Source organism: Vreelandella zhanjiangensis DSM 21076 (assembly GCF_000377665.1).
GTDB lineage: Bacteria > Pseudomonadota > Gammaproteobacteria > Pseudomonadales > Halomonadaceae > Vreelandella > Vreelandella zhanjiangensis.
Window position 1 is genome coordinate 451812 of sequence record NZ_KB898647.1, and the last position, 21415, is coordinate 473226.

The window sequence follows — 21415 nt, forward strand, 5'->3', positions numbered from 1 at the left end:
GCGGCGGTGATTTCACTTACGCTCTACACCACCCTGGGTTGCCATCTGTGCACCCAGGTGGAAGCCTTGCTGTCAGCGCTTGCCAATCAACCGGTAACGCTTAAGCGCGTGGAGATCAGCGAGCAGGCGGCCTTGATCGAGCGCTACGGTGAGCTTATTCCGGTGGTGGTGGATAGCCAGGGCAGGGAGCTGATACGTGGATTTGAAGTGGCACGTATGAGCGATTGGCTAGGCGAGCGCGGCTGGCTTGATGAGCGCGCGCTAGCATCGTTGATAGAGCCTGAAGATTCGCCGCCAAAAGGCATGCGCCTGCATAACGGGCGGCGTTTTCTAGGTTAGTGAGCACTCAGCCTGCTGGGTTTTAGCATGCGTGCTTCTAAACAATAGTGTTTAAAGCAGGTCCAGCAGTGAAAGCTGGCGCATGGCTTCCTGGCCTTCCGGGGTGTGGTCATCAACGTCCAGCACCTTATGAAAACCGCGCGACTTTTGAATCGTCGTCTCATCTTCCAGCCACATCTGAGCCTGCTCAAGGGTGTCGGCCAGTTGATGCTTTAAACCGCCAAACTGAGTGCCGATTTGCCCCCAGGCACGACTGAAAATCCAGTCGCCAAACATGTCTTGATGAATATGAACCAGCACATAGTCATGGTCGGTTTCCCACCTAACGATCACAAGCTTACTCCCTTGGTTGTTCTTAACGCTGGCCTGCCCATTAGGCACTCCCTGTCCCAAATACGATTCCCCAATACCGTTCCCAAATACCGTTACCAAATACTATTTCCCAATTCGGTGTGGCGGGCGGTATTGTAAAGCCCGTTATCGCAAACGACCATGTCTGGCGATAAATAGCCTGGATCTGACTGTAAATAGGCCTGACTGAAATAGATCTGCTGTAAATAGATCTGCTGTAAATAGATTTGCTTGTCCTGGGTCTTATAAGGATACCGCTGTGAAGCTGATTGTAGATGCCAACATACCCGCCGCCGAGCGCTGCTTTGGGGATTTTGGCTCACTGACCCGCGTGCCGGGGCGTGAGATAAACGCTGAACACGTTAAAGACGCCGATGCGCTGATCGTACGCTCCATCACCCAGGTAAATGCCGCGCTGCTTGCCGATAGCTCAGTACGCTTTATCGGCACCTGCACGATTGGCACTGACCATATCGACCATGACGCACTGGCCGAGCGGGGCATTGCCTTCGCAAGCGCCCCTGGCTGCAATGCAGAAGCCGTGGTGGACTACGTGCTAAGCAGCCTGTTGACGCTTGCCGAGCGCGATGGCTGGTCGCTTCTGACGCGCACCGTTGGCGTTGTTGGCGTGGGCAATGTGGGCAGCCGTTTATTGGCGCGGCTAACGGCGCTGGGGATTAAAACGCTGGCCTGCGACCCGCCCAGAGCGGAGCAGGAAGGCGAGCAGGGCTTAGAGTCGCTGGATACACTGATTGACCGCTGCGATATCCTTTGCCTACATACGCCGCTGGTAGCGCAGGGGCCGCACGCCACTTATCAGCTGCTTAATGCGCAGCGCATCAACGAGCTGGCACCCGGCACTGTATTGTTGAATGCAGGGCGGGGCGACTGTATTGATGGACTGGCACTGCGCAGCCGCTTGACGGGCAAAGGGGATATCACCGCTGTTTTGGACGTATGGGAGAGCGAGCCGGAAATCGATGCCGGGTTGCGCGACCTGGTTACCCTCGCCACTCCGCATATTGCCGGGCATAGCCTGGATGGCAAACTGCGCGGCACCTGGATGATTCAGCAGGCGCTAGCCAGCCATCTCGGCCTTGCCAGTCAGATGGCGTTTGCCGATATCTGCCCGCGGCCAGTATTGGCGTCGCTGCATTTGCAGGATGCGCTGCCCATTGAGGATGCGCTGCGTGTGTGCATGCGCGCGGTATACGATGTACGCCGCGATCACGATAGCCTGCAGCGCCAGGTACTCAAACAGGGTATTAAGCAGGGCTTTGATACCTGCCGGGCGAACTACCCGCTGCGCCGCGAGTTTGCCACCCTGAACGTGCAGCTATCGGGCAATGCGGTGGCGCTCGAAGCGCCGCTAAGTGCTGCAGGCTTTCGTGTCTCGCGGATGCCATAACGCAGCGTTTATCCATCATGCTGACCCGGTCGCCATGCCATAGATACAATCAGGCCCGCTTAAGCGGGCCTGATTGGTTTTGGCTGATGTGCGAGATGTCGCTTACTGGCGGTAGGCGGCTTCTTTTAGTGCGCGAATACGCGCATCCAGAGGCGGGTGACTGGCAAACAGCTGCTCAAGCAGCGAACGCGTCTGGCCTTTGGTGATCGCCATGGCACGCATGGTGTCGGGCATTTGGTCCGGCATTTCTGTTTCCGCTTTCAGGCGGGCGAGGGCATTCACCATGGAACCCGTACCCGCTAAGCGCGCGCCAGCCTCGTCGGCACGGTATTCGCGGTAGCGCGAGAACCATGCAACGATAGCCGAGGCGACAATCCCGAATACGATTTCTGCAACAATGACCACTGCGAAGTAGCCCATAAAGCCCAGGCCGCCTTCGCCGCCGCTGCGGCTTTTAAGAAAACCATCCACCAGCTGAGCCACCACGCGGGCAAAGAACATCACGAAGGTGTTCACCACGCCCTGAATCAGCGCCAGCGTTACCATGTCGCCATTGGCCACGTGGCCAATTTCGTGGGCAAGCACCGCGCGCACCTCATCAGGGCGCATCCGGTTTAAAAGCCCGGCTGACACCGCCACCAGCGCGTCATTCTTGTTCCAACCCGTAGCAAAGGCGTTTGACTGCTGGGCGGGGAAGATACCTACCTCGGGCGTTTTAATGCCTGCCTCGCGGGAAAGCTCTGCCACTGTATCCACCAGCCACTGCTCGGTGGAGTTGGAAGGAGACTCAATAATTACCGTGCCGGTGCTGCGTTTCGCCATCCATTTGGAAATAAACAGCGAAATCAGCGAGCCGACCATGCCGAAGATAAAGCAGAAGATCAGCAGGCTGGTAAAGTTGATTCCCTGGCTGCGTAAGTAACCCTCAACGCCAAACAGGCGCAGCGTAATACTGGCGACAAGCAGCACCGCCAGGTTGGTGGCTAAAAACAGCACAATTCGCATCATGGTGCAGGTTCTCCGTAAGAGGTCATCAATGCGTTACCGGGTTTTCAAGCCCTAGAATGCTTGTTTAGATACGTACACTTCATGGCAGTTTCAAGTCACAGCGCGCTTTATTGGCGGTAGCGGGACAGGAAATTACCGAATCTGTCCAGGGCGTCGCCTAGCTGGTCGGCCCAGGGCAGCGTCACGATGCGCACGTGATCGGGTTCCGGCCAGTTAAACGCCGTGCCCTGCACCAGCAGAATTTTCTCCTGCAGAAGCAAGTCCAGCACCAGCTTCTGGTCATCCTTAATATTGAACACCTTGGGGTCGAGGCGTGGAAACGCATAGAGTGCGCCCTTCGGCTTGACGCAGGATACCCCGGGGATGGCATTGAGCTTCTCCACCGTGATATCGCGTTGAGCCAATAAGCGGCCACCCGGCAGAATTAAATCATTGATGGACTGGTAACCACCCAGCGCTGTTTGAATCGCATGCTGGGCAGGTACGTTGGCGCACAGACGCATGGAGGCCAACATGGTCAGGCCCTGAATGAAGTCTTTGGCGCGCTGTTTGGCAATCGTGCCGGAAATCGTCATCCAGCCTGAGCGAAAGCCCGCACAGCGGTAGCTTTTCGACAGCCCGTTCATGGTAATCACCAGTTGGTCATCATCGGCCAGGGCGCCGGTCGCGGTATGTTCTACGCCGTCATAAAGAATCTTGTCGTAAATCTCGTCAGAGAACACCACCAGGTTGTGCTCTTTGGCCACGGCCAGTACGTCGCGCACCACGGCCGGTGGATAAACTGCGCCGGTCGGGTTGTTGGGGTTAATCAACACAATCGCGCGGGTACGGCTAGTGATCTTGGTGCGAATGTCGGCAATATCCGGCGTCCAGTCGGCCTGTTCATCGCATAGGTAGTGCACCCCGTGACCGCCAGAAAGATGGGCGGCTGCAGTCCATAGCGGGTAGTCCGGCGCGGGGATCAGGACTTCATCGCCATCGTTTAATAGCGCCTGCATGCACATCACGATCAGCTCGGATACGCCGTTGCCGATGTAAATATCTTCAATGCCAACGCCCGGGATCTCCTTGCGCTGACACTCCTGCATAATGGCTTTACGGGCCGAATAAAGGCCCTTTGAATCGCAATAGCCCTGGGCGGTGGGCAGGTTGCGCATCACATCCTGCAAAATCTCTTCAGGTGCTTCAAACCCAAACGGCGCCGGGTTGCCAATATTGAGCTTTAAAATCCGCTGGCCTTCATCTTCCAGCCGTTTGGCGTGGTCAAGTACCGGGCCACGGATGTCGTAGCAGACGTTATGCAGTTTATGGGATTTTTTTAGCGTCTGGGGAGGCGCTTGAAGCTGAGAGGTTTCCATGTGTGATTTATCCAAGAGTGTCCAAAGGCCGTGCGACGGCGCCGGTCGGTTTGCTCATTATGCGTCGGAAAGTGCTTGATTGTCTTCGTCGTTATGCACAACAGGTGGCGGAATATCGTCGGGCGTTTCCAGCGTTAGGCGGCCGAGCTTGCCATCACGCAGTTCGTGTAGCAGAACTTCGGCGCCGCGGTGCAAATCTACCTCGCCGCCCGCGCGCAGACCGCCCCGTTTACCGGCGATTTCTTTCAAAATCGCATGGCCATCAAATCCGGCAATCGCCAGGAAGTCCGGTTTTTTCGGCCCATCCGCATCGACTTCATTGCTAACTGGCGCCTCATAGGTGGGCAGGGCCTTTAGCTTATAGCGAGCGGTCAGCTCAGTAGGATAGCGCTTGGCAAGCTCGGCGCTGGTCACAATCGCCACGTCGGTATATTCAATCGCGGTATCCCGAATAGCCCCGCTTGCCGCCAGCCGGTATGCACTTGCCTGGTCTTCAATTTTTGGCCACAGCACGCCAGGCGTATCAATTAGCGCGACTCGCCCATCGATACGTACCTTTTGCTGGCGCTTGGTTACCGCCGGCTCGTTGCCGGTTTTGGCAATTTTGCGCCCGGCCAAGCCGTTAATCAGGGTGGATTTTCCCACGTTGGGAATGCCCATCACCATCACCCGAACGTCGCGGTCGGCGCGTACGGCACCTGCAAGCTCATGACAAAGCTTGGGGATTTTCTTGAGCTCGCGGGTGTTGGTCGTGGTGATCGCGAGTGCCCGGGTATCGTCCTGGGCATCAAAAAACGCCACCCATTCGGCGGTGCGCTCAGGGTCGGCAAGGTCCGCCCGGGAGAGAATTTTCAGCACCGGCTTGTGCCGGGTCAGCTCGGCCAGCATCGGGTTGGCGCTGGAGTAGGGCAGGCGTGCGTCCAATACTTCAATGACCACGTCGATTTCCGGCAGCGCATCCTTTATCTGGCGGCGGGCCTTGTTCATATGTCCGGGGAACCAGCCGAGCATGAGTTTCTCCTACAAGCACAAAAAACGGGCATAAAAAAGCGAGCAACCATTCTACCAGATGGTGCCCGCTTTGCCGGAGTTCGTTATACGTTTATGCCGTAGCGCTTACTCGTCAGGATGGAACTCAAGTGAAACGGAGTTGATGCAGTAGCGAAGCCCCGTAGATTCCGGCGGCCCGTCAGGAAACACGTGGCCCAGATGGGCATCGCAGTGAGAGCACACCACTTCCGTGCGCACCATGCCGTGAGTCGTATCGCTATGCTCTTCGACACTGTTTCTGCCCAGTGGCCTGTCGAAGCTTGGCCAACCGCAGCCAGCATCAAACTTGTGCTCGTTTTCAAACAACGGCGCATGGCAGCAGACGCAGTGATAAATACCCTGAGCGTCGCGAACCTGATAGTCACCCGTAAAAGGGCGCTCGGTGCCTTTCTCACGTGCTACCCGGTACTGCTCGGGGGTCAGCTTTTCACGCCACTGCTCGGGGGATTTTTCAATTTTGGCCATTTAATGTCTCCTTTCCCTCTATTACTTGCAGGCTAGCGTACTCTTTTCAGTAAAGACAGATTTCAGTAAAGACAGATCACATCAGTAAATACACAACCATCGATGGTTAAAAGCAGGACCTGCTAAGACAGCATAGCACCCACCTGAGTTCGGCGGCCAAAGGGCGTAACCGCCGGTTAATAGCAAGGGTAAGCACAGGGCTTGAAAGAACTTGTTGCACAGATAGAAAGCAGAGCGATATCAGAGTGCTTGACAGAAACTCATGCTCTGAGTAATATACGCGCCACCTCGACGAGGCAATGAAACGTCCCATTCGTCTAGTGGTCTAGGACACCGCCCTTTCACGGCGGTAACAGGGGTTCGAACCCCCTATGGGACGCCAATTACATCGTTAGGGTATCGGAGTGCGGGAATAGCTCAGTGGTAGAGCATCGCCTTGCCAAGGCGAGGGTCGAGAGTTCGAATCTCTTTTCCCGCTCCAAAATACGTCCCATTCGTCTAGTGGTCTAGGACACCGCCCTTTCACGGCGGTAACAGGGGTTCGAACCCCCTATGGGACGCCAATCCGATTGCGAAAAATTGATTAAGCGGGAATAGCTCAGTGGTAGAGCATCGCCTTGCCAAGGCGAGGGTCGAGAGTTCGAATCTCTTTTCCCGCTCCAATCAAGTGATTGATAGTGTGGTTAAGCAAGTGCAGGTCGAGAGCTGGTGCGCCAGTCCGATCAAATCTCTTTTCCCGCTCCAATCAAATAGATGTCTATACGTCCCATTCGTCTAGTGGCCTAGGACACCGCCCTTTCACGGCGGTAACAAGGGTTCGAACCCCTTATGGGACGCCATCTAAAACAGTTTGCGTTGCGGGAATAGCTCAGTGGTAGAGCATCGCCTTGCCAAGGCGAGGGTCGAGAGTTCGAATCTCTTTTCCCGCTCCATGCAAACAGTCGCATCCAGTGATGCGATGGTCGAGAGCTGGAACGCCAGCCCGGTCGAATCTCTTTTCCCGCTCCATGCAAACATCTCCAGCTCGTTACCCCTCTAGTTTGTTATCTCTTCTGTTTATTCTCTTGAATATATCGTTTCTACCCACCGTCTTTGCTGACGGCGTTTTGCCGTGCGCGTAATTTATACACAGGTGGTTGATAACGGCCTACGCCCAGGCGGCATGCCTGAGCATAAGCGGTGATGCTTAACTCAGCGTGAAGTGATTGACGATGCTATTGAGCGACTGGGAGCGCTGTTTCAGGTCGTGCGCCGAGTCGGCGGTTTGCTGAACCATGGTGGCGTTATCCTGGGTCGATTGATCAAGTTGGGCGATGGCCACATTGATCTGCTCAATACCCTGGGTTTGCTCGTGAGTGGCGGCGGTGATGTCCGCGAACAGGTCGTTGATGCGCTGAATCTGCTGGTCAATATGCTGCATGCGTTCCCTGGCGGTGGTCACCAGCGATGCGCCGTTATCTACTTGCGCATTAGATGTGTTGATCAGCGTTTTAATCTCGTGGGCGGCTGTTGCCGAACGGTTAGCCAACTGACGCACTTCGCCAGCTACCACGGCAAAGCCTCGGCCATGCTCGCCCGCCCGTGCGGCTTCGACAGACGCATTAAGCGCCAGAATATTGGTCTGGAAGGCAATGCTGTCGATTAGCGTGACAATATCGGCAATCTTGGCCGCTTCGGCACTGATTTCCTGCATGGAGGTAACGGCTTCACCGATGGCCTTCTGGCCAACCTGTGAGGTGTCGCTGGCGCTGCGTACCAGTTCCTTGGCTTGTTCGACGTTCTCGGCATTCTGGCGCACGGTCGCGGTGACCTCTTCCATGCTCGCAGAGGTTTGCTGAAGGGCGGCGGCCTGCTGCTCGGTGCGCGATGAAAGCTCCTGGTTGCCTGCGGCGATATCGCCGGAGTTATGGTCCACCGCCGCGCTGGTCGTATGGATTTCCTGCATCGTGGCGTGCAGCTTGTCACGCATCTGCTGGATATCGTAAAGCAGACTGTTGGTATCGTTAGCGCTCAAATTCACCTTGGCCGTCAAATCACCCTGGGCAATCCGCCCGACAACGCTTGCTGCATAGCTCGGCTCGCCGCCCAGACGACGTAGAATCAGGGAAATCATTCCCCAGAACGCCAGGGTGACCAAGGCACCTGCCAATAGGCCGACCAGAATGCTTTTCATTAGCTGGCCCATGATCGTGCGGCTTATATCGCCCATAAAGACGCCACTGGCTATATATACGTCCCAAGGGGCATAGGCTTCGGCGTACGCACGCACCAGAGGCATTGCATCGTTACCCCGGGCGAAATTCGAATGGTATTCGGTAAAGCCGTGCCCTGAGGCTTGCGTGTTATCCAGGATAGAGCGAAAGATTAACTTGCCTTCTGGGTCCACCGCTTGGGAGACATCTTCCCCGAAGCTGCGACGCGGATGGGCAAGCATTTTCAGGTCGCCGCTAAAGGCAAACAGATAGTTATCATCTTCGCCAAAGCGCACATCGCGAATCGTTTCAAACGCGAGCGTCTTCGCTTCTTCTAGGGTTATTTCACCTTGCTGGGCGAGCTGATCAAAATGCTCCATGGTTGAAACTGCGATATCCACCGCAACGACCATACGTTGCTCACGCTCGCTATAAAGCAGCGCCCGACTTTGCAAGGCGTTTACGGCAATCATGATCGCAAGTATGAGCCATAATACGGCCACGCCCATAAGCCGTTGGCGGCGTAAGGAAAGGGCTGCCAAGCCTCGCTTGGACGGAGTGGATGAACGTTCAGTAACAGGTTGCTGCGTAAAGGTGACAGAGGGGTAGGGCGTCATCGTGCTCATTTAGTGATTTCTCATTTATTTATAAGTGCTTCATTCCCTTGGATGCCAACGTAATAACGTAAAGGCATGGTCTAATACTAAAGTATTAGTCGCCTGCCTGGGTGTGGCAAAATGTCACAAAAGCGCTGTCAGGTGAAAATAATTAGCGGATTAACGAATAAGCCGTCTGATACCATGGAGCGCTGGCTTGAAAATAAAGCCGAACGCCCCGATATCATGGCTTCTTACGCATTTTTTTATGCCCCTATTTTGCTGACAGGACATCTTTATGGCCGAACCGGCATTGTCTATCCGTGGCCTTACAAAGGTGTACGGCAACGGCTTTCAAGCGTTAAAAGGTATTGATCTCGACGTCCAGCAGGGCGATTTTTTTGCGTTGTTGGGCCCCAATGGCGCAGGCAAATCCACCACCCTCGGCGTGGTGTGTTCACTGGTGCAGAAGTCGGAAGGCAAGGTGTCGATTTTTGGTATCGACATCGATAAGGACTTCGCCAAGGCCAAGTACCAGCTAGGTGTGGTTCCCCAGGAGTTCAACTTTAACCAGTTCGAGAAGGTGCTTGATATCGTGCTGGCCCAGGCGGGCTATTACGGCATGACCCGCCGTGAAGCATTGCCGCGTGCCGAGCAGCTACTGCGCGACCTAGGTCTGTGGGACAAGCGCAACGGCAACGCGCGCATGCTTTCCGGCGGTATGAAGCGCCGCCTGATGATTGCCCGGGCGCTGATGCATCGGCCCAAGCTGTTAATTCTGGATGAGCCCACGGCAGGTGTGGATATCGAACTGCGCCGCAGCATGTGGGAATACATGCGCCGCATCAATCAGGATGAAGGCACCACAATTATTCTAACCACCCACTATCTGGAAGAGGCGGAAAGCCTGTGCCGCAATATCGCTATCATCAATCATGGCGAAATCGTGCGGAACACCAGCGTGCGCGAACTGCTCGCCGAGCTTGATACCGAAACCTTCCTGCTCGACCTGGCGGAGCCGGTTAGCCAACCACCCGTCATCGAAGGGTTTGAAATTACCCAGGTTGAGCCTTCGCAGCTGGCGCTGGTGATTCATCGCGGCCAGCAGTTGAACGATGTGTTCAGTGTGTTAAGCGAACAGGGGATGCAGGTGGTTTCCATGCGCAACCGCGCCAACCGGCTGGAAGAGATGTTCGTATCAATGGTAGAGGCAGGCAACAACGCGATAGATAAGCGCGCCGAACTGGACAAGGAGGCGCAGGCATGAATGCAACGCAAACGTTCGTAGCGCTCTGGACGCTGGTACTTAAAGAGATCAAGCGCTTTACGCGCATCTGGCCGCAAACGCTGTTGCCGCCGTCTATCACCATGGCGATGTACTTCATCATCTTTGGCAATCTGATTGGCTCGCGTATTGGAGATATGGACGGTTTCTCCTACATGGACTTTATCGTCCCCGGCCTGATCATGATGTCGGTGATCACCAACAGCTACTCTAACGTGGCCTCAAGCTTCTTCTCGAACAAGTTTCAGCGCTCGGTGGAAGAGCTGATGGTTTCCCCCATGCCGAACTGGGTGATTTTATCCGGGTTTATTTTAGGCGGTATGGCGCGTGGTCTGGGCGTCGGCCTGATCGTCACGCTGGTATCGCTGTTCTTTACCCAGCTGACGGTCGAGCATCCGTTATTAACCATACTGGTGGTGGTATTAACCTCGGCGCTGTTCTCGCTTGGCGGCTTTATCAATGCGCTGCTGGCCAACAAGTTTGACGATATTTCCATCGTGCCGACGTTTATCCTGACCCCGCTGACCTACCTGGGCGGGGTGTTCTACTCCATCTCCATGCTGCCTAATTTCTGGCAGGGCGTGTCGATGTTGAACCCCATCCTGTACATGGTTAACGTCTTCCGTTACGGGTTCCTGGGCGTATCGGATATTCCGGTAGGCTGGGCGCTGGCGGCCATCTTTGGCTTTATCATTGTGCTATTTTTCGTCGCGCTAAGCATGCTGGAGCGTGGTAAAGGCATTCGCAGTTAACCGTATCACCGTTATCAAGATACCGTTGATAAAGTTACCGTTTATAAAGAGAGTACTGCCCTATGGCACATCGCCCCGATACCTTAGAGCACGCGCCCCTGGGGCGCGATTCCGCCTACCCAGAGCAGTACGATGCCGGGCTACTGTTTCCAATCCCCCGCGCCGCCAACCGCGCGCCGTTAGGGATTGAAGAGGGCAAGCTACCTTTTGTCGGCGAGGATGAATGGCACGCCTTTGAGGTTTCCTGGCTTAACGCCCGTGGCAAGCCCATCGTGGCCGTGGCGCGTTTTCGCCTGCCCGCTGAATCGCCCAGCCTGATCGAATCCAAATCCTGGAAGCTCTACCTCAACAGCTTTAACCAGACGCGTGTGGAAAGCCGCGAGGCAGTGGTCGAAACGTTGACGCGCGACTTGAGCGCGGCTGCCTGTGCCCCGGTAAGCGTTGAGCTACTCGGTGTGGAAGACGCCGAGCTTGCCCCTCGGCCGTTACCCGGCGACTGCCTGGACGACCTGGACATCGAAGTAAGCGATTACACACCCAGCGCTGCCCATTTAGCGGTAAGCGATGAGGTGGTGGAAGAAACGCTGCACTCGCACCTGCTCAAATCCAACTGCCCGGTGACCGGCCAGCCCGACTGGGGCAGCGTGATGATTCGCTATAAAGGCCCGAAGCTCGATCGCGAAGGGTTGCTGCGCTACCTGATCGGCTATCGCCAGCACCAGGACTTTCACGAGCACTGTGTCGAGCATATCTTCACCGACCTGATGCAGCACGCCAAACCTACCGAGCTTCTGGTGCTTGCGCGCTATGTGCGCCGAGGCGGGTTGGATATCAGCCCCTGGCGCGCCACGCCCGGCCTTGCGCCGCCAAGCCCCTTGCGTCTGGCAAGACAGTAAGCGACTGCGCTACAGTAGTGCCTAACTGATTGATAGGATGAAACCAAATGGATGGACTCACGCTTCTTCATAGCCGCAGCTCAATGGGTAAGCTGGTTGAGCCTGCGCCCACTGCCGAGCAGATGGACGCCATTTACCAGGCAGCCCTACGTGCCCCCGACCACAAAGAACTGCGCCCCTGGCGGTTTATTGAGTTCACCGGGGAAGGGCGTACGCGCCTGGGTGAGCTGTTTGCTGAAGCTGAGTTTCAGGAAGACCCCAGTGCCGACGACGACACGCTGAATTCAGCGCGTAAAAAGCCGTTGCGCGCGCCGATGATTATCGCCGTAATCGCCAAGGTAACGCCGGATCTTCCCAAAGTGCCCAAGATGGAGCAGGTGATTTCCGCAGGCTGCGCCGCCCACGGCATTTTGCTGGCGGCCCACGCGCAGGAGCTGGGTGCCATGTGGCGTAGCGGTAAGTACGCCTTTGACCCCGTGGTACGCAAAGGGCTTTCCCTGGAAGAAGACGACGAAGTGGTCGCGTTTATCTACCTGGGCAACCTGGGCGGGCGCCACAAGCCGCTGCCCCAGCACAACGTGGCCGACTTTGTAGAGCGTTGGACGTAAGGAGTTAATGGCCATGCGACAGCCCGGTGTACCTCATCCACGTTTGCCACTCCCGGAAGGCCAGGAAGACCTGGGCGCCTTTCAAAAGTGGTTAGGCGAGGCAATCCCGATGGTGGGTGCCATGGGGATTGAAAGCATGTCACTGCATAACCAGTCGCTCACCTGGCAGCTAACCCTGATGCCCAACCTGAACGATAAAGGCACCGGCTTTGGTGGCGCGCTAAGTGCGCAAACCACGCTACAAGGCTGGTGCTGGGTCACGCTGTGGCTGCGTGGGCAAGGGCTAGCACGCGATGTAGTGGTTGCCGAGGCTACACAGCGCTTCCTGGCCCCGGTAACCGGCGACTACCGCCTGATATGTACACCAGAAGAGCCTGACGGTGTTGAGAAGCTAACTCAAAAGCTTGCCGAACGGGGCAAAGGGCGCATCGCGCTAACCCAACAGCTCTACTGTGGCGATGCGCTCTGCCTGGAAGCCCACGGCAGCTACGCGGTGTTATCGAGCAGCGATGCTTAGCACCAATGAATAGCGGCAAGCCACTGATTCTGAAAAAGGCTTGCTATTTGGCCGCTTAAACCATAGTATATGCGCCGTTCTGTCGCGAAAGGCACAGCCTAAGTGATTGAACCAAAATGTGGAGAGGTGTCCGAGTGGTCGAAGGAGCACGCCTGGAAAGTGTGTAAGTCGTAAGGCTTCGAGGGTTCGAATCCCTCCCTCTCCGCCACAGAATAGTGAAAAAGCCCGCTGAGCAATCAGCGGGCTTTTTTTGTGTTTGAAATTTGGCTTAGCCCTACTTTCGTTTCAGTTCAGAGCTTTACCTACCTTTGTCTCGTCTAGTGATTGCGAAGATGACATGGACTCTTAGTTTCGCTAATGTGGTCTTAATCATAGTGAGTCATTAAATTAGGGCAGGTAGCGACCCAAAGCGGCCCTTCCAGCGAAAAGCGGCATGCTGATTCAGCCATGTTATGCAGCAGGCACGATAATCTATGTTAGCTGTTAAATCATACAGCAGTATATTTCTGCACCTACTAAAAGGTAAAACATGGAAGCTTTTTTATTGCCACCGTATGATAATCATTCACGTAACTTATTGTGGAGTCCGTTTCAAAGCGAAGAACATACAACTAATATAGAGGCATCTCTAGGTAAGATCGTTAAAATGGATTACTGGGCTAGTCCATTTCCTGAGGGTGATGGAGTTACTTTTAAACCTAACAAACAAAAATCAGAAGATGAGATTATTTCAGATTTTAAAGAATGTTTTGATTGGTTGGATGTTATGAAGGCATCTCATAAAGAAGCCATCAACAGATTAGCGTTAATAGATGCTGAAATATTGATTGATTGTATTATTACTGTTCCTTTGCAACAAATTCGAATCGAAACCTCTTGTCAAATTGCAGATAACTATAAGTATCTTGCTAATGAAATGAATGACACCATTACGATCCCACGTATTGCAGACTTTAATTCTGAACAAATTGAATTTGATTTAAAAATTAAATTTGGAGATTTGCTTAAACTAAATGGCAGTAGCTTGGAACATGATGATTATGTAATTAACTTGTGTTTAGACCATGCAGAGAGGGGAATGGATTTAATAAGGTTGAGGTATTCTTCTTTTGACAGGCCTGAATTTACGCCTAATCCAGCAGGTCAATTAACAAGCGGGTTTTATGAAGTTAAAATTACACCAAACACATCAAAAAGGCTTCCAATCAAACCGAAAGTCTATGGCGGGTTATCCAAATCTTTATCAGCTTCAAACAATTGGTTAGGGCCTGAAGTCTCAGATCATTTCAATTTCAATGACTATAAGCTTTCCGAAGTTTTGCTTGGAAATGAAGTTCATGAGCTGGGTGATTTACTGATTGGTTCGCTGAGAAATTGTCGTCAGGCATTTTATACTATTGGAGATGAATCAAAGTTTTTATCTTTAATTTTCTCAATTGACGGTTTAGGAGCCCCTGATCAGGATTGGAATGGGTGGAAGCATAGGACATATATTACGGCTTTAGCCTGTAATGAGAACCCTTCAAAATTCAGAGAAATATTAGAATCTTACGACTATTTGTATACCGATATTCGAAACAAATTAGTTCATAGTGGTAAAAGCTTTTATGAATTAGGTCAAGACAATGGCAATAATTCTTGTGAGAAACTTTGGACTATATATAAAGATATTGTAAACCTAATTTTAAATAAAGACTTTACAACAATTTCCGAGCTTCACCTTTACGCTGAACTCACTCTTAAACAACCATCTTTTATAAATGAAATTAGTACAGTTGTTAATAAAGTGGATAGCACAAGAGTGACTAAATCAGGTCAGCCTAAGAAAATTAAATTACCAAAGTGGTAATTTAAAGCCAGCTAACGCGGCGTTATACCAGAGACGATTAAAAGCCAGCTTCTGGCCGGATGCTGAACTTCCGGCTACGCTGATGGAGTTAGTGCGGCAGCTGACGGCCCATAAAATCCACTCTTGCTGAGCAGCGTTATAAACTACAGAGAGAAATATGCCTGAGCATAGAAAGATAGAAAAAATTCCGCCCACGAAGTGGGATAAGCGCAATTTGGTTAAGCTCTCGGAGCTTATGAAGGAAGGTATGAACCTTCGACATGACCCTGATCGGTTTTCTATTTCCCAAGGAGACGTTTCTTATAACGGGGAGACTTTAAAAGAAATAATTGAAAATAATGATATCGATGAAATTGAGTCAGTGGAGTGTACGATTAGAAGCTGGAACGATCGCGATGAGATTGATAAGGGAATAAGGATGAGTCTGCGGGGTAGGATATCAGATTACCAAATTCATTCTATCGATGGCATTTGGTTTAAAGGAAAATCTACACAGCTAAATGAGTTCTTTAAATGTCGCCAGCCATGGTATTCGAAACTGAGCTCCGGATTTCCGGCAATAGTTGGTTCATTTCAAGGTGTGCTAATATGCTTATTGGCATTAGCTGCTTTTAGACATCAAACTTATCTAGTTTTGATTTGCCTTATTTTTTTAATAATGCTTGGGATCGCTTTTAAAGCTTATCTAAAAGGCAAGTTATTTCCGCACACATCATTTGAGATGAGACCGAAGAAAAAGTTAAACATAGAAGTATTCACATTATTTTTTACTGCAATAGCAGCTTTAGGTACAGTAATAGGAATATGTATAGATTTTCTTGGCGGGCAGTGATTTATAATAAATGGCTACGAAGCGACCGGCTTTCCACTGTTCTACACCTTCAAAACGGCGCGTGATATGGGCATTATATAAGGTTTTTCTCAATGTCCTCTCCTGGCCGACACCAGACAAGTAAAACGTATGTTTATCTGCCTAATTTCTTCGCAAACAACACGTATACTAACGCCCGATATCTGATAGCCGTAAACCAATCACGCCGGGCAATAGCCCGGCGTGATGTTATTGCATCGAATCAGAGATCGCTTAACTTAACTAACCTCCGCCAACGCTTCTTCCTCTCACCTCTTGTGCTTCTGAAACATAAGTACCAAACCAAACCAAACCAAACCAAACCAAACCAAACCAAACCAAACCAGCCCAGCTAAGGCAGTGGTGGTGCCTGCCAGTGCGACGCTGGGTAGCCAGCTCTTGGTGAATAACCACGCCACCTAGCGCGGCGCCGGTGGCATTGCCGAAGTTGAAGGCGGCGATGTTCATGGAAGATACCAGGTTAGGGACATCGCTTGCTTCTGATACCACCAGCGCCTAGCGGTGATACCCCAAAGGAAGATCAGCGGAGGTACGATCAACACATTCTGCATGGTAACGGTAAATAGGGTCAGCAAGAAGGCGGTGCCCAGTAGGAAGACTAACAGCGTGCCGGTCAGATTACGGTAGGAAAAACGGCCCGAGAGCGTGTTGCCTACTGGCGGTTGCGGGTGTTTGTCGATTATCTGGTCGAGAAAATGGCGGAGAGTACCAGTGACGCTGATACTGGATATTCAGTTTTCAGAAAAGCTAAAGAATAGTTTATGTGAAAAATGCTTAGAGCCACCTGGGTGCTATTGTGGCTGGCTTTAAAAGAAGTGATATATTTAATTGTGCCAGCCATCAAAGGCTCTGAAATCAAAAACCTATTTAACTCAAACCTCTCTACGGACGGAGAAATAGTTATGCTGCGATACTTGTTCTCAGTGGCTGCACTTGGGGTAGTTGCCATCTGGAATCCCGCGTTGGTCGTTGCCCCCGTTAAAGCAGATCAGGTGGCGATGACATCCGATGCGAATATCCCGAATGATCTCAATTACCTTCTTTACACACCCGAAGATTACGAAACGTCGGAAGAATCTTATCCCCTTGTTGTCTGGCTTCATGGAGGCGGTCAAAGCGGCGACAATATCGATGACGTTAGATCCAGCGGGCTTCCCAAAATAATTGAGCAAGGGCTTGATGCCCCTTTCCTTGCCGTTTCACCGCAGAACCCTAGCGAACAGCTTCTCTACCCGATTGAAAAAGTGAAGAATGTCGTAGACGAGTTGATGTCGGAATACCGTGTCGATCCTAGCCGTATCTATTTGATGGGGTACAGCCGGGGCGGTTTTGGTGCATGGGCGATGGCTCAGCAGTATCCCGAGACTTTCGCTGCAGTGGTACCTATCGCTGGAGGCGGCGTCCGCCATTATCTCAATCGTACCAACGAGCAAGCCGCCTTCTGGGTCTTTCATGGTTCTGAAGATGATGTCATTCCACTTTCCGATTCGGTCGTACTCTATGAACGCTTGAAAAGTCTCGATCGTGACGCGCGGTTGACCGTACTTGATACAGACCATGAAGAAATCGAAGTCTTGGCTTTGAACAATAAGGAGATGTGGGACTGGTTGTTTCAACAACGGCTAGAGGCGGCTTCCTCTACTTCGGCCGAGTAAGTGATTCATTCTTCATGCTGAGTCCATCGGGCGAGCAAGATGCTTGGCGTCAGAGTCTTCTGAGTGGGGCCAATATGGGGGATGGAGCTGAATTCAATATCCTGACAGGCATTCAAAATGGGCCGTTCAAGGCGGCTCACTTTTAATCCATCATTTCTCCCAAGCTCTCTGGCCCATTCTATATCCGCTTATCAAAGAGCTGTCTAACATGGCAAACAAGGTAGTCATATAAATTTATTCTAGTGGTCGGAAACAGACGTAATTATGTGTTGTGCTCTTCGCTAGCATCTCCATATTTCCCTAACAATTTGGCGTGATCAGTCCATCACTCCTATCTTGTTGTAAACACAAGGGGAATGAACATGCTCAATACGCTTGCGAGAAGGCTTGGCCTTCGAACGGATCCGACCATTTTTTTCACTTCCGCAGGCATCATGGTGCTGTTCCTGGTGGCGCTGTTAATTGCACCGGACGCGATAGGTAATGCCTTTGGTGCGGGGCGGGAGTGGGTGGTTACTAACCTTGGCTGGTTCTTTATTTTAGGGGTGACCAGTTGGGTGGCATTTTTGCTGTGGGTGGCGATCAGCCGTTACGGAGCGATTCGCCTGGGCGGCAATGATGCCAAGCCTGCCTATAGCAATATCTCCTGGTTTACCATGCTGTTTGCAGGCGGTATCGGTACGGTGTTGATGTTCTGGGGGGTTGCTGAGCCTATTTCCCACTTTTCTACACCGCCAAGGCCGGGTGTTGAACCCTTTTCGGTTGAAGCCGCCGACGATGCCATGAGCTTTTCGATCTATCACCTGGGGCTGCATACCTGGGCGATTTTCACCATGCCCGGGCTGGCGTTTGCGTACTTTATCTATCGTTACAACCTGCCGATGCGTTTTAGCTCGGTATTTTATCCGCTGCTGGGCGAGCGCATTCACGGGCCTATCGGTAAAACCCTTGATATTTTTGCCATTCTCGGCACGCTTTTTGGCGTAGCGGTTTCACTTGGTTTGGGCACGCAGCAGATCAATGCGGGGCTAACCGAGCTGTTGGGTGTGCCGGATTCGGTGTTTATCAAAGTGACCATTATCGCTGTACTGACAGCTGTTGCCGTTGGATCGATCGTGGCGGGGCTGGATTCCGGCGTCAAGCTGCTTTCCAATATCAATATCGGCATGGCCGTTGGTCTGCTGATGTTTGTGCTGTTTACCGGCTCGACAGTTTTTCTGCTGCGTGCCGTGGTCGAAACCTTTGGCCTCTACATTACCAACCTGCTGCCGATGGCGTTCTGGAATGACACGCTGGCGCGCTATACCAATACTGATGGCAGCGGTTGGGGATGGCAGGGCAGTTGGACGGTGTTCTATTGGGCTTGGACCGTCACTTGGTCGCCTTTCATCGGAATCTTTGTGGCGCGGATTTCTCGCGGGCGTACCATTCGAGAGTTTGTGCTCGGTGTACTGTTCGCGCCGTCTATCTTTACGCTGGTGTGGTTTGCGATCTTTGGCTGGTCGGCCATGGAGATTGATGGGATTGGGACTGCCGCACGGGAAGCAATGGGGGATCAGGCCGGGGTCTTGTCCACCGCCGTGGCGGAAAGTATTCCGCTGGCCATGTTCGCGTTTTTTGATAACTTCCCGGCGGCTACGTTAATCCAGGGGTTGGCGGTAGTGGTCGTGGCGATCTTCTTTGCCACCTCATCGGATTCTGCGTCGTTGGTGGTCGATATGCTGTGTACCGGCAGCGCAGACCCTGGCCCATGGCAACAGCGCGTCTTCTGGGGTGTCTCGGAAGGCATGCTGGCAGCCATGCTGATTGTGTTGGCGGGTGATGCGGGGCTTACCGCCTTGCAGGAGGTGATCACCGTTGTTGGCCTGCCGATGTTTATTCTGGTGTTTATAATGATGTTCTCACTGTTGCGCGGCCTGTCTCATGAGGATCTCAGCGAAGTGAGAGTAGGTGCCCCACCCAAACCCGAGAAGCTGAACGAATAGCTGGGTAAGCGAAAAGGCCACTAACCAAAAAGCCCGTTGAGAAAAAATCAGCGGGCTTTTTTGGTGGGCGCAGGAATTCGAGTCTTTCCATCCGCCGCGTGTCATTCACCGAGTAAAAGTGGCGGCCATGGCGTACAGCCACTATTCAGGTTGGGACAGGATCGCCTCCAGCAAGCCTGGGAAACGGCTATCCACATCATCTTTACGCAACGAGTTCATATGGGTCGTGCCCACGGTCTGGGTGTTTACCAACCCGACATCGCGCAATATCCGGAAATGATGCGACATGGTGGATTTCGGGCGGCCACCGTCCAGCTCGCCGCAGCTTGCCTCACCTAATGTGGCAAGGCGCCGGACAATCTCCAGACGAACAGGATCGCTCAAAGCGTAAAGCAAACGCTCAAGAACGAACTCGCTAACGGGGGGATGTTTGAAAGGGCGCATGGATAAATCATACACGAATTTGCCCTTTGCCCATAGTTCGAATATTATCGAACTTAAGTAATAACCCCTTTGGAGAAACCTTAATGTCTGCGCTGTTCCAACCCTTCACACTTAAAGACGTCACCCTGCGTAACCGTATCGCGATTCCTCCCATGTGCATGTACTCAGCGGAAGATGGCCTGATTAGCGCTTGGCACCGCGTGCATTATGCTTCCCTGGCACGCGGTGGAGCGGGGCTGGTGGTGGTCGAGGCAACCGCCGTGTCGCCGGAAGGCCGTATCACTCCCGGCTGCGCCGGTATCTGGAATGACGATCTTGCCCAGGCTTTCGTGCCGGTGGTGGAGTCGATCAAAGCGGCCGGTTCCGTGCCGGGTATTCAGATTGCCCACGCCGGGCGCAAAGCCAGTGCGAACCGCCCGTGGGAAGGCGATGATCATATTAGCGAAGATGATCCGCGTAGCTGGCAGACCATCGCCCCGTCAGCGGTTGCCTTTGGCGCCCACCTCGATAAACAGCCGAAGGCCATGACGCTTGAAGACATTGCCCGGGTGCGCGAGGACTTCGTGGCGGCCGCTCGTCGTGCGCGCGATGCCGGCTTCGAGTGGCTGGAGCTGCATTTCGCCCATGGCTATCTGGCCCAGACGTTCTTATCTGATCACTCCAACCAGCGTGATGACGCCTACGGCGGCAGCTTCGACAACCGTAGTCGCTTTTTGCTGGAAACACTGGCGGCGGTTCGCGAAGTATGGCCGGAGCACCTGCCGCTAACCGCGCGTCTGGGGGTTATCGAATACGACGGGCGCGACGAGCAGACCCTGGCCGAGGCTATCGAGCTGACGCGTCGCTTCAAAGATGGTGGGCTGGATCTGCTTAGCGTGAGTATTGGCTTCACCATTCCTGATGCCAACATCCCTTGGGGCGCGGGCTTTATGGGCGATGTTGCCCAGCGGGTAGGGCGCGAGGCGGGAATCCCCGTGGCCTCCGCATGGGGCTTCGGTACGCCGAGTGTTGCTGAAGAAGCCATCAAGAGTGGCCAGTTGGACTTGGCGATGATTGGCCGGTCGCATCTGGTTAATCCTAACTGGCCCTACCTCGCTGCCCAGGAGCTGGGGGTAGAACGTGCTTCCTGGACCTTGCCTGCGCCCTATGCTCATTGGCTAGAACGCTACAAGTGATGCGTTGAGTCGCTGCTTCTTCGGAACCCAGCGATTTAGTACTCATCGAAGCACCGCTTCTACGAAGAAAAGCAAAAAGCCCGCTGATTTTTTTCAGCGGGCTTTTCTTTTATAGGCGGTGGAAGTTGGGGTCTCTCATCCGCCTTATAAACCTGATTGTTGTCGATTGATTAGAACGGCAGGCCGCCGCTGAAACCAATACCCAGTACGGCAATAACGACAACAACAACGACAATAACGGTAGTAGAAGGCATTTTACATTCCTTGTAAGTGGCTTGGATGATCTATCAGCTTAGCGCATTGGCCCCGTTTTAGCACGGTGGCATGGCGTTATCGCTCAGACGTTGCGAAATGCAAGGGAGCAATATCCTAAAAAGAAAGCGCCCGGCAAAGGCTGCCGGGCGCGATAGCTTAACGACTAAATCGCGTTGCGAAGCGCTTACTTACCGCAGCTGCAGTTATGGCCGCAGCCTGTCGAGCCATCCGTATGGCCAATAGCACAAGACTCGGAGCAGAATTTCTGGCCGTTTTTCTCGATAGCCTGACTATCCACCGAGCAATCGCATTTGGGGCATGCACACTGTTGCTGAGACATATTGCACCTCCTATGT

The 21415-nt window shown here is 53.1% G+C and carries 21 protein-coding genes and 7 tRNA genes; 19 read left to right on the forward strand and 9 right to left on the reverse strand.

The window, feature by feature from the left end; translation table 11 throughout:
• The first annotated feature begins 6 nt into the window (after positions 1 to 6).
• On the forward strand, positions 7 to 339 hold the full coding sequence (locus D467_RS0106260; RefSeq protein ID WP_018916660.1) for a glutaredoxin family protein: 333 nt from the start codon (positions 7 to 9) through the stop codon (positions 337 to 339).
• Between the two features lie 51 nt (positions 340 to 390).
• Here D467_RS0106260 and D467_RS0106265 read toward each other — a convergent pair whose 3' ends face one another.
• The gene (locus tag D467_RS0106265) at positions 391 to 672 is read right to left on the reverse strand and encodes a hypothetical protein (protein WP_018916661.1); all 282 of its coding nucleotides are present in this window, start codon (positions 670 to 672) and stop codon (positions 391 to 393) included.
• A 277-nt stretch (positions 673 to 949) separates the two neighbouring features.
• On the opposite strand from D467_RS0106265, the gene pdxB reads away from it, so the two are divergent.
• On the forward strand, positions 950 to 2098 hold the full coding sequence (pdxB, locus tag D467_RS0106270) for a 4-phosphoerythronate dehydrogenase PdxB (RefSeq protein WP_018916662.1): 1149 nt from the start codon (positions 950 to 952) through the stop codon (positions 2096 to 2098).
• Positions 2099 to 2200: 102 nt separating this feature from the next.
• Here pdxB and htpX read toward each other — a convergent pair whose 3' ends face one another.
• From htpX to msrB, 4 genes are all read right to left on the reverse strand, one after another.
• Complete coding sequence (gene htpX / locus D467_RS0106275; protein WP_018916663.1) at positions 2201 to 3106, reverse strand: protease HtpX; 906 nt, start codon at positions 3104 to 3106, stop codon at positions 2201 to 2203.
• A 107-nt stretch (positions 3107 to 3213) separates the two neighbouring features.
• Positions 3214 to 4464, reverse strand: coding sequence for a pyridoxal phosphate-dependent aminotransferase (locus D467_RS0106280; RefSeq protein ID WP_018916664.1), 1251 nt, complete (start codon positions 4462 to 4464; stop codon positions 3214 to 3216).
• A 57-nt stretch (positions 4465 to 4521) separates the two neighbouring features.
• On the reverse strand, positions 4522 to 5475 hold the full coding sequence (gene ylqF / locus D467_RS0106285) for a ribosome biogenesis GTPase YlqF (RefSeq protein WP_018916665.1): 954 nt from the start codon (positions 5473 to 5475) through the stop codon (positions 4522 to 4524).
• Between the two features lie 105 nt (positions 5476 to 5580).
• Positions 5581 to 5979, reverse strand: a complete 399-nt coding sequence (msrB, locus tag D467_RS0106290; protein WP_018916666.1) for a peptide-methionine (R)-S-oxide reductase MsrB — start codon at positions 5977 to 5979, stop codon at positions 5581 to 5583.
• Positions 5980 to 6285: 306 nt separating this feature from the next.
• Between msrB and D467_RS0106295 the strand changes: the two genes are divergently transcribed.
• From D467_RS0106295 to D467_RS0106320, 6 genes are all read left to right on the forward strand, one after another.
• A tRNA-Glu gene (locus D467_RS0106295) sits at positions 6286 to 6361 on the forward strand.
• A gap of 24 nt (positions 6362 to 6385) precedes the next feature.
• A tRNA-Gly gene (locus D467_RS0106300) sits at positions 6386 to 6460 on the forward strand.
• Positions 6461 to 6466: 6 nt separating this feature from the next.
• A tRNA-Glu gene (locus D467_RS0106305) sits at positions 6467 to 6542 on the forward strand.
• A 24-nt stretch (positions 6543 to 6566) separates the two neighbouring features.
• A tRNA-Gly gene (locus D467_RS0106310) sits at positions 6567 to 6641 on the forward strand.
• Positions 6642 to 6742: 101 nt separating this feature from the next.
• Positions 6743 to 6818: transfer RNA gene (locus D467_RS0106315), tRNA-Glu, on the forward strand.
• Positions 6819 to 6836: 18 nt separating this feature from the next.
• Positions 6837 to 6911 (forward strand) — tRNA-Gly (locus D467_RS0106320).
• Positions 6912 to 7165: 254 nt separating this feature from the next.
• Here D467_RS0106320 and D467_RS0106325 read toward each other — a convergent pair.
• On the reverse strand, positions 7166 to 8797 hold the full coding sequence (locus D467_RS0106325) for a methyl-accepting chemotaxis protein (protein WP_018916667.1): 1632 nt from the start codon (positions 8795 to 8797) through the stop codon (positions 7166 to 7168).
• Between the two features lie 268 nt (positions 8798 to 9065).
• Between D467_RS0106325 and D467_RS0106330 the strand changes: the two genes are divergently transcribed.
• The 8 genes from D467_RS0106330 to D467_RS0106365 all read left to right on the forward strand — a co-directional run bounded on the left by D467_RS0106330 (position 9066) and on the right by D467_RS0106365 (position 15506).
• Complete coding sequence (locus D467_RS0106330; protein ID WP_018916668.1) at positions 9066 to 10034, forward strand: ABC transporter ATP-binding protein; 969 nt, start codon at positions 9066 to 9068, stop codon at positions 10032 to 10034.
• Positions 10031 to 10804 carry an ABC transporter permease gene (locus D467_RS0106335; RefSeq protein WP_018916669.1) on the forward strand — a complete coding sequence of 258 codons (774 nt, stop codon included), beginning with the start codon at positions 10031 to 10033 and terminating at the stop codon, positions 10802 to 10804. The genes D467_RS0106330 and D467_RS0106335 overlap by 4 nt, the downstream gene beginning before the upstream one ends.
• Positions 10805 to 10866: 62 nt before the next feature.
• Positions 10867 to 11700 carry an NADPH-dependent 7-cyano-7-deazaguanine reductase QueF gene (queF, locus tag D467_RS0106340; protein WP_018916670.1) on the forward strand — a complete coding sequence of 278 codons (834 nt, stop codon included), beginning with the start codon at positions 10867 to 10869 and terminating at the stop codon, positions 11698 to 11700.
• Between the two features lie 47 nt (positions 11701 to 11747).
• Positions 11748 to 12308, forward strand: a complete 561-nt coding sequence (locus tag D467_RS0106345; RefSeq protein WP_018916671.1) for a nitroreductase family protein — start codon at positions 11748 to 11750, stop codon at positions 12306 to 12308.
• A 13-nt stretch (positions 12309 to 12321) separates the two neighbouring features.
• Entirely contained in the window at positions 12322 to 12825 is a 504-nt protein-coding gene (locus D467_RS0106350; protein ID WP_018916672.1) for a YiiD C-terminal domain-containing protein, read from the forward strand.
• 120 nt (positions 12826 to 12945) lie between these two features.
• Positions 12946 to 13033 (forward strand) — tRNA-Ser (locus D467_RS0106355).
• A 321-nt stretch (positions 13034 to 13354) separates the two neighbouring features.
• Positions 13355 to 14674 (forward strand): hypothetical protein, encoded by a 1320-nt coding sequence (locus tag D467_RS19085; protein WP_155826443.1) that lies wholly within the window; start codon positions 13355 to 13357, stop codon positions 14672 to 14674.
• Between the two features lie 157 nt (positions 14675 to 14831).
• A complete protein-coding gene (locus D467_RS0106365; RefSeq protein WP_018916674.1) occupies positions 14832 to 15506 on the forward strand; it encodes a hypothetical protein in 675 nt (224 codons plus the stop codon).
• Between the two features lie 261 nt (positions 15507 to 15767).
• Here the strand turns inward: D467_RS0106365 and D467_RS19990 are convergent, their stop codons facing one another.
• On the reverse strand, positions 15768 to 15992 hold the full coding sequence (locus D467_RS19990; protein ID WP_018916675.1) for a hypothetical protein: 225 nt from the start codon (positions 15990 to 15992) through the stop codon (positions 15768 to 15770).
• 323 nt (positions 15993 to 16315) lie between these two features.
• On the opposite strand from D467_RS19990, the gene D467_RS0106375 reads away from it, so the two are divergent.
• Complete coding sequence (locus D467_RS0106375) at positions 16316 to 17200, forward strand: carboxylesterase family protein (protein ID WP_018916676.1); 885 nt, start codon at positions 16316 to 16318, stop codon at positions 17198 to 17200.
• Between the two features lie 362 nt (positions 17201 to 17562).
• Entirely contained in the window at positions 17563 to 19185 is a 1623-nt protein-coding gene (locus D467_RS0106380; RefSeq protein ID WP_018916677.1) for a BCCT family transporter, read from the forward strand.
• Between the two features lie 141 nt (positions 19186 to 19326).
• Here D467_RS0106380 and D467_RS0106385 read toward each other — a convergent pair whose 3' ends face one another.
• On the reverse strand, positions 19327 to 19629 hold the full coding sequence (locus D467_RS0106385) for an ArsR/SmtB family transcription factor (RefSeq protein WP_018916678.1): 303 nt from the start codon (positions 19627 to 19629) through the stop codon (positions 19327 to 19329).
• An 83-nt stretch (positions 19630 to 19712) separates the two neighbouring features.
• Here D467_RS0106385 and D467_RS0106390 point away from each other — a divergent pair, with 83 nt between their 5' ends.
• A complete protein-coding gene (locus tag D467_RS0106390) occupies positions 19713 to 20804 on the forward strand; it encodes an NADH:flavin oxidoreductase/NADH oxidase (protein WP_018916679.1) in 1092 nt (363 codons plus the stop codon).
• A gap of 439 nt (positions 20805 to 21243) precedes the next feature.
• On the opposite strand, the gene D467_RS19675 is transcribed toward D467_RS0106390, so the two are convergent.
• Positions 21244 to 21399, reverse strand: a complete 156-nt coding sequence (locus D467_RS19675) for a metallothionein (RefSeq protein ID WP_081621230.1) — start codon at positions 21397 to 21399, stop codon at positions 21244 to 21246.
• Between the last annotated feature and the right edge of the window lie 16 nt (positions 21400 to 21415).

Excerpts from the sequence above, each read along its gene's own strand:
- D467_RS0106330 (WP_018916668.1), top strand. The coding sequence starts at position 9,066 with ATGGCCGAACCGGCATTGTCTATCCGTGGCCTTACAAAGGTGTACGGC.
- htpX (WP_018916663.1), bottom strand. The coding sequence starts at position 3,106 with ATGATGCGAATTGTGCTGTTTTTAGCCACCAACCTGGCGGTGCTGCTT.
- D467_RS19990 (WP_018916675.1), bottom strand. The coding sequence starts at position 15,992 with ATGAACATCGCCGCCTTCAACTTCGGCAATGCCACCGGCGCCGCGCTA.
- D467_RS0106385 (WP_018916678.1), bottom strand. The coding sequence starts at position 19,629 with ATGCGCCCTTTCAAACATCCCCCCGTTAGCGAGTTCGTTCTTGAGCGT.
- D467_RS0106380 (WP_018916677.1), top strand. The coding sequence starts at position 17,563 with ATGCTCAATACGCTTGCGAGAAGGCTTGGCCTTCGAACGGATCCGACC.
- D467_RS0106325 (WP_018916667.1), bottom strand. The coding sequence starts at position 8,797 with ATGAGCACGATGACGCCCTACCCCTCTGTCACCTTTACGCAGCAACCT.
- D467_RS0106280 (WP_018916664.1), bottom strand. The coding sequence starts at position 4,464 with ATGGAAACCTCTCAGCTTCAAGCGCCTCCCCAGACGCTAAAAAAATCC.
- D467_RS0106350 (WP_018916672.1), top strand. The coding sequence starts at position 12,322 with ATGCGACAGCCCGGTGTACCTCATCCACGTTTGCCACTCCCGGAAGGC.
- D467_RS19085 (WP_155826443.1), top strand. The coding sequence starts at position 13,355 with ATGGAAGCTTTTTTATTGCCACCGTATGATAATCATTCACGTAACTTA.
- D467_RS0106335 (WP_018916669.1), top strand. The coding sequence starts at position 10,031 with ATGAATGCAACGCAAACGTTCGTAGCGCTCTGGACGCTGGTACTTAAA.
- ylqF (WP_018916665.1), bottom strand. The coding sequence starts at position 5,475 with ATGCTCGGCTGGTTCCCCGGACATATGAACAAGGCCCGCCGCCAGATA.
- D467_RS0106365 (WP_018916674.1), top strand. The coding sequence starts at position 14,832 with ATGCCTGAGCATAGAAAGATAGAAAAAATTCCGCCCACGAAGTGGGAT.
- queF (WP_018916670.1), top strand. The coding sequence starts at position 10,867 with ATGGCACATCGCCCCGATACCTTAGAGCACGCGCCCCTGGGGCGCGAT.
- D467_RS0106375 (WP_018916676.1), top strand. The coding sequence starts at position 16,316 with ATGCTTAGAGCCACCTGGGTGCTATTGTGGCTGGCTTTAAAAGAAGTG.
- msrB (WP_018916666.1), bottom strand. The coding sequence starts at position 5,979 with ATGGCCAAAATTGAAAAATCCCCCGAGCAGTGGCGTGAAAAGCTGACC.
- D467_RS19675 (WP_081621230.1), bottom strand. The coding sequence starts at position 21,399 with ATGTCTCAGCAACAGTGTGCATGCCCCAAATGCGATTGCTCGGTGGAT.
- D467_RS0106390 (WP_018916679.1), top strand. The coding sequence starts at position 19,713 with ATGTCTGCGCTGTTCCAACCCTTCACACTTAAAGACGTCACCCTGCGT.
- D467_RS0106345 (WP_018916671.1), top strand. The coding sequence starts at position 11,748 with ATGGATGGACTCACGCTTCTTCATAGCCGCAGCTCAATGGGTAAGCTG.